Below are 10205 nucleotides of genomic sequence, written 5' to 3'. Positions count from 1 at the left end.
CGTCCGCGTCCGCCTCCAGCGCCCGGCGCACGACGACCCCGCCACTGCCCGTCACGTCATCCATCAGCCCATGCTCTCGCCCGCACGCACCGAAGGCACCCCTTCACGCGTTCGCGAGCAGGTCCCGGTACGGCAGGAACTGGAACTGCAGCGGCGGCGCCATGTCGCCGAAGGACTTCCCGAAGGACTCCACGGCCGCATGTGACCACCACCCCGACGCCCGCAGCACCTCGATCGCCGCCGCGTCATGGGCGAGTGCCGACGCGAGGGCGGCGCAGACCCGTACCCCCAAGTGCGGGTGGCTCAGCCACGAGCGGGTGTCGCCACCCAGTTGTCCGACCGCAACCACCGTCGTCGCCAGGTCGTACGGGTCCTCGGCAGCACCGGCCAGCGCGAGCAACCGGGCCACCAACGCGGGCCGTTGGGCCGAGGCCGACGGGTGCCGGGCCAGCCCGCCCACGGCCGCCGCCGCGCACGTCCTGCGCCGGGCACGTTCCGCACCCAGGTGCGGCAGCACCCGCCCGAGAAGCTCCGGCACGGCATCGCCACAGGCGAGAGCCGCCCGCTGCAGGACCAGTTCCGCCATCCCCGAGCCGTCCGCCCACAGCCGCTCCCGCCCCGCCGCGTCCGCCGTCAGGTACCGCACGTTCCAACGGCGCAACTCCGGCTCACATCGCGCCACGCGCGCCCGGACCTCGGCCTCCCGGTCCTCAAGGTCGGCACCCACTGCCACCGCGTACAGGTAGGCGAGCACCGCCTCGGGCATCGTGGGGTCTTCGGGCCACAGCGAGGAATCGTCCAGCCATTCGGCGACCAGCAAGGCGGCCGGCGCCATCACCGGCCACACACCGCCCTCAGGGCGAAGGGTCCCTGACCACAGGTGTGTGTACCCGTCGACGAAGGCGCGCGCGTCGTCGCCCAGGAGCGCCCGCAGTCGCCGCGGCGTGTCGGATGCCGGTCCCTCGGCGTGGAACAGCCCCGCCCAGTCCACGTCGTCCCCGCACTCAGGCACGACCGACCTCGGGTGCTGTGGCGTACAGGCTCGAGACCAACCATTCCCCGGCCGCCACCTCCGCGCGCACGAAGACCACGGAAACCCCGGCCTCCGTCTCGACGGCGGCCTGGTCGCCGAACGTCAGCGCGTCATCGCGACGCCAGGCACAGCCGAGCCGGTCGAGGCCGTCGAGCAGCGCCTCACGCGTCGGCGTCCTGTCCTCCTGCCGGAACTCGGTCCCGAGACGCGTCGGACCCTGGAACCGTCCCTGGCCGTCCACCGCGTCGTACCCCAGCAGGCACACCCTGCCGTCAGGGCCGGCCCAAAGCTCCAGACTCCCGTCCTTGAACCCAAGAGAACCGTGTGGGTCCCGCTCGTCGATTGAGCCAGATGCTGGCACGACCAGCCCGGTGCCCCCGCCGAGCAGACGATCGGCCTCATCCGCCGGCATTCCCGGCCTCAACGGACCGACTACACCCGAGGCCGCGAACCCCAGCAACAACCCGAGCACGCCGCCTGCGGAAGCACTAGACGACATCAAACTCGTTGCCCTCCGGGTCCCGCATCTGCACCGCGTACTGCCCCGCGGCCGGCTCGTCCGCCGCTCGGAGCACGGCGGCCCCGGCCGCGACCAACCGCTCCACCGTGGCGTCGACCCGCCGCTTGCGGACCTCCAGCGTCACGTCGCGGCCGCCGCCGACCTTCAGGTCGAAGTGGATGCGGTTCTTGGCGACCTTCGCCTCCGCAACCTGCTGGAACCAGACTCGGGGCCCGCGCCCGGCGGGGTCGACGATCGACTCCGGGCAGTCACCCGCGCCCTCGGGCAACTCCTCCTCGGGCACCCCCATCGCCGCCCAGTACGCACGCCACGTGCCGTGCCCGGCCGGCGGGGGCTCGGGGACGTAGCCCAGCGCCTCACTCCAGAACGCCACCATCCTCTGCGGATCGGCACAGTCGATCGTCAGCTGCAGCGTGGTCTCCATGGCCGGAGTGTCGCAGGCACCTCGGACATACACCGGGCGGATGTGGCCCCGTCCGCCCATGCCCTGACATCAGCCGGCGGAGGCCACCCTCCGCGCCCTCAACGGACACCCGGTGCCTACCCGCGCCTCCAACTCGGCCCGCAACTCCGCGAGCTCGGCCATCCGCGCATCGACGACCCGGATCTTCTCCTCGAACAGCGCGGACAACGCCTCGGCGGTGTCGGGAGCGTCACGCAACTCCTCGCCGGTCCGCGCGATCTCGGCCAGCGAGAAGCCAAGCGTCTGCGCCGTACGCACGTACTGCAGCCAGGGCACCGTCTCGGGCGGGAAGTCCCGGTAACCGTTGGCCAGGCGCTGCCCGGAGACGAGCCCGATCTTCTCGTAGAACCGGATGGCGTCCCTGCTCAGACCCGATCGCGCGGCCAATTCCCCGATGCGCACAACGCTCCCCCGCCCTCACCGACTTGACCTTGGACCGTACTCCACTGTCTAGCGTCGTGGCGTCCCTCCAGGAGACCAACAGGAGCCTCGCCATGACACGACGTCCCACCCCGTCCCACCCCGCGTACCCGCGCGTCGTTCGCGCGAGCGCCTGGTACGACCTCGTGGTCACCGCCGGCTTCGCCACGCCATGGACCTACTCCCTGCTCCACGCCGCGCTGTCGAAGCTGGGCGACACGTTGGACCTGGGCACCCTGCCGGCGCTCGACCCGATACAGGTTCTCTTCGCCAACCTGATGGGCTCGGTCGTGGCCGTCTGGGCCCTCCTCCGGATCGTCGACCCGGCACCCCTCTTCGGCCTCTTCGACAGCCTCGCGCGCACCCTCTTCGCCACCTGGCAGGCGTACGCGCTGGCCCACGGCGCCCCACGCTGGCTGTGGCTGTTCCTCGCCGCCGAGGCGGCCTTCGGCATCGTCCAACTCGCCCCTTGGCTGCTGCCGCGAAACACCCGAGTGCCCGGGGAGCAAGAGGCGGCGTGACAGCACCGCACCGAAGCGCGCGAGGCGCGCGCTGGCTACACCTCGCGGCCACCCAAACCTAAGCCGTCGAGCACGCGGCGGAGCCAACTGGGAACGGCACAGGCTTGCCCCGGCCCCGTCCTCTACGGCTGGCCGAGGACAAAGGAACCTTTGTGCGGCAAGGTCTCGATCAAGCCGCGGTCCCGAAGATCCTGGAGCGCGCGACGCACCGTGCGGTCGGCGACGCCGTACTGCTCGGCCATCCGGACGATGCCGGGCAGGGCTCCGCCTCGCGGGATGCGACCGGAAGCGATCTCCTGCTCGATCTCCCTCGCCACGCGCTGCCACTCGTACTCAGCCATGCATCCAGAGTGACGCGGTGCACCACTGGCCGCATCGGGCACCCATGGTGCACCGTGGTATACCGTGGTAGCTCTGTCGCTCGAAGTGCCCTCGCGACGTTGCATCGTCCGAGGGCACGGACACTCGCTGAACAGGAACGAATGACGTGTACCAGCGTATCCAGCGCTTGAACGGTCGGCCCGAACCGTTGCGCGAGCTTCCCTGGCAGACGGACGACGGCAAGCCTGCGTTCACGACCTACGGGAACGGGAGGCTGAACTCACTCGCCGACGCCCACGAGGAGACGCTGCTGGCCGTCGCCCGCCAGGACGCGATCCGAGCCCGGGAACTGGTCCGCGCCCCGGCGACAACCTCAGCGGAACTCTCCCTCGCCCTCCGCACCCTGGTGCATGCCGTACGGTCCGCAACTCACGTTGCCGACCTGCGCGGCCATCGCCTCGACGACCTGGCCCTGCTGAGGGCCTTCCAGGGGGACAACGAGCAATAGCCGAAAGGGCGGTGCGGGCAAACGACGGGTCGACGGTCACGTCCGACCGGCGCCCCGACCTGCTGAGGTGGCTGAGTGGGCGCGGGCTATTCGCCGGTGGCGCCGTCGATGGCTTCGCGGAGGAGATCCGCGTTGACCGATGTGGCGGGCATACTCCTCAATCACGCGCTCAAGGACGAACCGCACGTCAGCGTGGCCGAACTCCGGGCTGGGCACTATGGGCGCGGGGTCGGCGGTAACCACCTTTACGCGCCCCTGCCGCGACTCCTCACACACCTTCAATTGGTCCGCGTGGACACCCCTGGCTGGCGTGGGGTCTGACTCGTCGTACTAATGACGCCGGCAAGGGTCCGCTGGAACCAGGCGTTCGACGCCCTGCAGATGACGCATGAGGCCCAGCAGGGTCAATGCGGACGTGGGCCGTCACGCCGCACTTCTTGCCCTACCGGACCTAAGTCACCGCGGCAGGTGACGAGTAGTCGACGTTTGTCGCCCTTGGCCCACCTCGCACGGCCCCCAGGAGGGGGGCTGCTCGGGGAGCCGCGCCAGCCCCAAGCCGCCGGGCCGCAGGCACAGATCGCATCCCTCGTCGGTCGAGCAACTCCGCCGCACCTGCTTTCTCCGAGGGACGTCAAGGCTCACCCGTGACCGTTGCGCTCGGCCTTCGCTCCCCTCGGAGGTTCCGGGTACGCACGCAGAATGACCGGCCAGCGAGGGACTGGAGACCAAACAGAGGGATCTGATCAAAGCGTGCTTGATGCTAACCCGCCATGCTGCGCCGGTCGCTGCATGGCGGGACGGATGTGGCGTGCTGTGAGAGTAGGAAGGTCGCCAAGCCAAGGGGCGCGCTATTCGAGCATGATCGTCACCTGTCGCAGGGCCTTTGCCAGTGATTCGAGACGTAGGGCAGTGACATCTGCAGATTCCAAAGCGAAATAGCGATTTCCCCGCTCAGCAACGCCTCGAATCAGCGGCGACGCAAGCAGATTTAGAATCCTTTCGATCTCCTGCGGGTTGGGTTTCGATTCCATCTCACCCCGCAGGATAAGATAAATGTGCTCGACGCTGAGCCCACCTCCAAGAAACGTATCCGCTTCCGAAGACTCTCGGATTAGAAGATTCACTACATGAGTTAGAAGTGACGCTTCCCTTGATGAGCGACTCCAAGCCAACTTGAGCTGCTCTTGCTCTAGCGGATCAAAGATGCCTAGCAGTTCGTGCGGCGCCAGAGGGGCATCCGCCTGCCGCCGAAGAACCTCGGCTAGAAACTCGGCATCGATTAGTGCGACACCATGCTCCGCTGCGCGCTTTCTAATTCGATCCTCAGCGAATGATGGGCCGACGATAGCGACCTGGTCGGCTCGATGTTTCTTCTTATGCTCACGCAATGTGTCAAAGTTGACTTGCTGCTCTCGAACGATGCCTGAAGCGGAACTCTTAGCGTCGACAATGATCAACTTCATTTTCGTTTGCCCAAAAGGCATCGTGATGATTACATCGGTATTACCAGGGCTACCATCTCGTCTCGCATCGAGGCCGAGATATTCGAAGGCTGCGGCGATCGCATTTTCAAACCGCGCAGGGTTTGCGGAATCCGTGGAAGCGGCAAGAACTTCCATCCCCAAGACCTCGCCGGGCGCCATCGCCTCATCCTCACTAGGCGAGGATGAGGCCTCAGCGCTGCGTCCAGCCCCAGGAGGAAGAAGCGGGAGCGTTTCCTTGAAAGCGTCTCCCAGAGGGGTAAGCCTAAAGCGTGCATACGAGATTTCCTCGATCAGCCCACACCCGCGCAGGATCTGCAATCGAGTTCTGATCCCTGATACATCCTCGCGCGGCATACCGTACATTTGGGACGCATAAGCAGCTAGGCCGGGAGCTCTGTCAGAGTCCGCAAGAGACTGCAGAATTTCGCCGAAGAACAAAATGTTGGAGTGGAGAACTCTTGCCAACTCCAGGTTGTCTCCTGAGTTAACCCATGCCTTCGCCTGTTCAGTTGCAGCGAAGGCGTCCAGGCCAACCTGCTCAACTAGTCCGGTGCCGCGCAGCATGGTGATAGTGCGGAAATCGACGAATCTTTGCTGCCGAACTCCCGCTGACAAAATGCGTAAAGATCCTTGCGCGATACGCTAGGGATCGCACAACTGACTAGCGCCAGAAGGCTTGCAACAGCATCCCCGTTGACACCTTTCGGAATGTAGCCAATGGTTGACTTCCGCACCTTCAAGGATTCTTCATTTAGGGCATCGAGGACGACCTGAGTAGCTTCTGAAGCCTGGGCGATATCAATTGGCTGGTCTGATACCGCATGTTGCGAATGGGGCAGTCTTGACGGGTCGGCCACTTCTACACAACTCAGGAAATCCCGACCTGCCTCCGTAATGATGAGTTTGTTGTCAAACCTGAGTTCCGCCAGACCGGCACATCGAAGCCAATTAGTTCGCCTCCGCAGTTGGTCGAGGGATGACCATGCAAGGGCGAAGCGATCATTGGCTAGATTCTTCAGATCTTCATGACCGACCTCTCCATCTTCCAGAATACGCAAAATCTCACCAACGAAACGGACATGTGCGTGCAATGTCGCGATGAGAAGCTCATCATCGTCTGACTCTAGCCATTGAAGCGCCACGTCCGTGAGTTGCACAGCTTTACGGTCCACCCTTTTTACGAGACCGCAGGCTCCCAGCCTGTGTGTAGCGTCACGAATCGTGGTAGTTCTGTCAGACGGCCAAGCAATCTCGTCCGTAAGGTGCGGGTGCTCTCGAATCTGCTCCAGTAGGCTCCTCAAGGTGGCGATCTGCTGGTCATGTCCCCCAGGCATGGAGGGCATCGCTCCCGACCTGGAAAGCCAAGGCAGGGTTGTCGGGTACTCAGGTCGACTCTGAAGATCCATGGCCTATACGCTATCTGCTGCGCCACTTCGCGCGGGGAGTTATGCGGAAGTCATCATTACGGTGAGATCCCATCCTAGGTCGGCGTAGCGGCTTTGGCTGGAGCTGCTTTGGGTCGAGTGATCATGACCCCGTAAGGTGATGGCGAGTCGGGCGGTCAGTGAACCTGCCCGTAAAGCACGACGTTGGAACCATGATCTTCGCTATCACAAGCCGTGGGCCGACCGCCCCAGCCAGGCTTTTTTCTGCAGCGTGAGGCCGAGCTCTGGCTGAGCCAAGTCGAGACGGTCATGGTTGGTGAGCAGCTACCACAAGCCGAACGCAGGCCTCAATCGAGCCATCGACGCCCTCTACGGGACGGCCCAGAAACGGCCCAAGGCCGCTGACAGGCCTTCGGAACAGTGAGGGGCGGTGGTCGATCGACCACCGCCCCTCACCGCTGCGTCACGTCAGACCGCGCCTGACCTGCCCTTACAGCACCGGCAGGTGCTTGCGCAGCTCGAAAGCGGTGACCTCGCTCCGGTACTCGATCCACTCCTGCCGCTTGTTGCGGAGGAAGAAGTCGAAGACGTGCTCACCCAGGGTCTCGGCGACCAGGTCGCTGCGCTCCATCAGCGTGAGGGCCTCGCCGAGGTTCTGGGGGAGGGGCTCGATGCCGAGGGCGCGGCGTTCGGCGTCGGAGAGGGCCCAGACGTCGTCCTCGGCGCCCGGGGGGAGTTCGTAGCCCTGCTCGATGCCGCGCAGGCCCGCGGCGAGGAGGACGGCGTAGGTGAGGTAGGGGTTGGCGCCGGAGTCGATGGAGCGGACCTCGACGCGGGCGGAGCCGGTCTTGCCGGGCTTGTACATGGGGACACGGACCAGGGCGGAGCGGTTGTTGTGGCCCCAGCAGATGTACGAGGGGGCCTCGCCGCCCGCGCCGGCGGTGCGCTCGGAGCCGCCCCAGATGCGCTTGTAGGAGTTGACCCACTGGTTGGTGACCGCGGAGATCTCGGCGGCGTGGCGCAGCAGGCCGGCGATGAAGGAGCGGCCGACCTTGGAGAGCTGGTACTCGGCGCCGGACTCGTAGAAGGCGTTGCGGTCGCCCTCGAAGAGGGAGAGGTGGGTGTGCATGCCGGAGCCGGGGAACTCCGAGAACGGCTTGGGCATGAAGGTGGCCTGCAGGCCCTGTTCGAGGGCGACCTGCTTCATGACGAGGCGGAAGGTCATGATGTTGTCGGCCGTGGAGAGGGCGTCGGCGTAGCGGAGGTCGATCTCCTGCTGGCCGGGGCCGCCCTCGTGGTGGGAGAACTCGACGGAGATGCCCATCGACTCCAGCATGGTGATCGCCTGGCGGCGGAAGTCCATGCCCACGTTCTGCGGGGTGTGGTCGAAGTAGCCGGAGTAGTCGGCGGGGGTGGGCGGGGTGCCGTCGGTGGGCTTGTTCTTCAGGAGGAAGAACTCGATCTCGGGGTGGGTGTAGAAGGTGAACCCCTGGTCGGATGCCTTGGCGAGGGCCCGCTTGAGCACGTAGCGCGGGTCGGCGAAGGACGGGGAGCCGTCCGGCATGAGGATGTCGCAGAACATCCGGGCGGTGCCGGGGGCCTCGGCGCGCCAGGGGATCACCTGGAAGGTCGACGGGTCCGGCTTGGCGATCATGTCGGACTCGTACACCCGGGCGAAGCCCTCGATGGCGGAGCCGTCGAAGCCGATGCCCTCGTCGAAGGCCTGCTCCAGCTCGGCCGGAGCCACGGCGACGGACTTGAGGAAGCCCAGCACGTCCGTGAACCACAGGCGTACGAAGCGGATGTCGCGCTCCTCGAGCGTGCGGAGCACGAACTCCTGCTGCTTGTCCATTGTGTGCTTCCCCATCTTCTTGATCCGACCCGCCTGGCCCATACCACCACACGTGGGTTTCGCCTGCGTTGCGGGCGGACCGCGTGCGGGCGGGCACCGCGTGTCGGGCACCAGCCTGACATCTTGCCCCCGGGCCCGCCATACCCGATCTCCGGGCCCTCCGGAAGGGGCGTGCGGGGGTCGATGAAGGGCTGCTCGGTGGTGGCCGCGGGCGCGGTGCGCAAGGCACATTACAGATTGCTCACACACCCGCACCGTTAATTTGCATCTCAGATGCAAGTTTTACTAACGTCTCGCGTGCCAGATCAAGGCATCCAGGAGGCCTCCCATGCTGTCCGAGCAGTCCGCCGCCACCGTGCGCGCCACCCTTCCCGCCGTCGGGGCGGCCATCAACGAGATCACCACACGGTTCTACGACGGGTTGTTCACGGCCCACCCGGTGCTGCTGCGCGACCTGTTCAACCGCGGCAACCAGGCGGCCCGGAGCCAGCAGCAGGCGCTGGCGGGCTCCATCGCGGCGTTCGCCACCTACCTGGTGGACCGCCCCGACGAGCGGCCCGACGCGATGCTCGCCCGCATAGCCCACAAGCACGCCTCGCTGGGCGTGCAGCCGGACCAGTACGACATCGTGCACGAGCACCTGTTCGCGGCGATCGTGGAGGTGCTCGGCGAGGCCGTCACGCCCGAGGTGGCGGCGGCCTGGGACGAGGTCTACTGGCTGATGGCCAACGCGCTGATCGCGATCGAGAAGCGGCTCTACGAGGAGCAGGGCGCGCACGAGTGGCGTGAGTGGGAGGTCGTGGAGCGGGTCGAGGAGACGGCGGACGTCGCCACGTTCCGGATCCGCCCGGCCGACGAGCGCCCGGCGCCCGCCTTCAAGGCCGGCCAGTACGTGTCCGTGCAGGTGGAGCTGGCGGACGGGGCGCACCAGATCCGTCAGTACAGCCTGTCCTCGGCCCCGGGGGCCGGGGTGCGGCAGTTCACCGTCAAGCGGGTCGCGCAGGACGGGAGCGCGCCGGAGGGCGAGGTCTCCAACCACCTGTACGCCCACGTGCGCGCGGGTGACGTGCTGCGGGTCTCGGCGCCCTTCGGCGACCTGGTGATCGAGGACGCGGACGCGCCGCTGCTGCTGGCCTCGGCGGGCATCGGCGTCACGCCGGTCGCGGCGATGCTGGGGTACCTGGCGGAGTCCGGGCACAAGGGCGCGGTGACCGTCGTGCACGCCGACCGCTCCCCCGCGACGCACGCGCTGCGCGCCGGCCAGGAGGCCGCGGTGGCGCAGCTCGCCGACGCGTCGCTGCACCTCTGGTACGAGGCGGACGCGCCGGAGGGCGCGCACGGCGGGCTGGTGGACCTCGACGAGGTGACGGTGGCTCCGGGGACGCACGCGTACCTGTGCGGGCCGCTGCCGTTCATGCGGGCGGTGCGGGCGCAGCTGCTGGCCAAGGGCCTGCCGGCCGCCGACATCCACTACGAGGTGTTCGGGCCCGACCTCTGGCTCGGCCAGGACTGAGCCGACCGGGCCGACCGAGCCCGGCGCGGGGCCGGCTCCGCGCCGGGCCCCGTCGCCCCTGCCCCGAGGCCCTCGAGGCCCCCGAGATCCACAAGGGTCCGCGCCGATGCCCGGGTCACCGCCCCACCGGTGACTCGGGCATCGGCGTGCCCCGGCCCCCGGGGGCCCGGGCCTCTGCACCCCCC

11 protein-coding genes are annotated in these 10205 nt (G+C 67.1%); 3 read left to right on the top strand and 8 right to left on the bottom strand.

Going from position 1 to position 10205, the window contains the following annotated elements:
• Positions 1-103: 103 nt before the first annotated feature.
• The 4 genes from ACOV8S_RS10650 to ACOV8S_RS10635 form a co-directional block, all read right to left on the bottom strand.
• Positions 104-1012 (bottom strand): hypothetical protein, encoded by a 909-nt coding sequence (locus tag ACOV8S_RS10650; RefSeq protein ID WP_448317547.1) that lies wholly within the window; start codon positions 1010-1012, stop codon positions 104-106.
• Entirely contained in the window at positions 1005-1445 is a 441-nt protein-coding gene (locus ACOV8S_RS10645; protein WP_448317546.1) for a hypothetical protein, read from the bottom strand. The genes ACOV8S_RS10650 and ACOV8S_RS10645 overlap by 8 nt, the downstream gene beginning before the upstream one ends.
• Positions 1446-1521: 76 nt before the next feature.
• Positions 1522-1977 (bottom strand): VOC family protein, encoded by a 456-nt coding sequence (locus ACOV8S_RS10640; RefSeq protein WP_448317545.1) that lies wholly within the window; start codon positions 1975-1977, stop codon positions 1522-1524.
• Between the two features lie 69 nt (positions 1978-2046).
• Positions 2047-2418 carry a MerR family transcriptional regulator gene (locus ACOV8S_RS10635; protein ID WP_448317544.1) on the bottom strand — a complete coding sequence of 124 codons (372 nt, stop codon included), beginning with the start codon at positions 2416-2418 and terminating at the stop codon, positions 2047-2049.
• A gap of 92 nt (positions 2419-2510) precedes the next feature.
• On the opposite strand from ACOV8S_RS10635, the gene ACOV8S_RS10630 reads away from it, so the two are divergent.
• Positions 2511-2957 (top strand): hypothetical protein, encoded by a 447-nt coding sequence (locus ACOV8S_RS10630; protein WP_448317543.1) that lies wholly within the window; start codon positions 2511-2513, stop codon positions 2955-2957.
• Positions 2958-3079: 122 nt separating this feature from the next.
• Here ACOV8S_RS10630 and ACOV8S_RS10625 read toward each other — a convergent pair whose 3' ends face one another.
• A complete protein-coding gene (locus ACOV8S_RS10625; RefSeq protein ID WP_448317542.1) occupies positions 3080-3298 on the bottom strand; it encodes a winged helix-turn-helix domain-containing protein in 219 nt (72 codons plus the stop codon).
• A gap of 146 nt (positions 3299-3444) precedes the next feature.
• On the opposite strand from ACOV8S_RS10625, the gene ACOV8S_RS10620 reads away from it, so the two are divergent.
• The gene (locus ACOV8S_RS10620; protein WP_448317541.1) at positions 3445-3786 is read left to right on the top strand and encodes a hypothetical protein; all 342 of its coding nucleotides are present in this window, start codon (positions 3445-3447) and stop codon (positions 3784-3786) included.
• 848 nt (positions 3787-4634) lie between these two features.
• Here the strand turns inward: ACOV8S_RS10620 and ACOV8S_RS10615 are convergent.
• From ACOV8S_RS10615 to ACOV8S_RS10605, 3 genes are all read right to left on the bottom strand, one after another.
• Positions 4635-5834, bottom strand: a complete 1200-nt coding sequence (locus ACOV8S_RS10615) for a restriction endonuclease (RefSeq protein ID WP_448317540.1) — start codon at positions 5832-5834, stop codon at positions 4635-4637.
• The gene (locus tag ACOV8S_RS10610) at positions 5813-6427 is read right to left on the bottom strand and encodes a hypothetical protein (protein WP_448317539.1); all 615 of its coding nucleotides are present in this window, start codon (positions 6425-6427) and stop codon (positions 5813-5815) included. Before ACOV8S_RS10610 ends, ACOV8S_RS10615 begins: the two co-directional genes overlap by 22 nt.
• A 718-nt stretch (positions 6428-7145) precedes the next feature.
• Entirely contained in the window at positions 7146-8507 is a 1362-nt protein-coding gene (locus ACOV8S_RS10605; RefSeq protein ID WP_108954063.1) for a glutamine synthetase family protein, read from the bottom strand.
• A 328-nt stretch (positions 8508-8835) separates the two neighbouring features.
• Here ACOV8S_RS10605 and ACOV8S_RS10600 point away from each other — a divergent pair, with 328 nt between their 5' ends.
• Positions 8836-10020, top strand: a complete 1185-nt coding sequence (locus ACOV8S_RS10600; protein WP_448317538.1) for a globin domain-containing protein — start codon at positions 8836-8838, stop codon at positions 10018-10020.
• Positions 10021-10205: the final 185 nt, after the last annotated feature.

Source organism: Streptomyces sp. CO7 (assembly GCF_053474865.1).
This window is presented reverse-complemented; position numbering and strand designations above follow the sequence as displayed.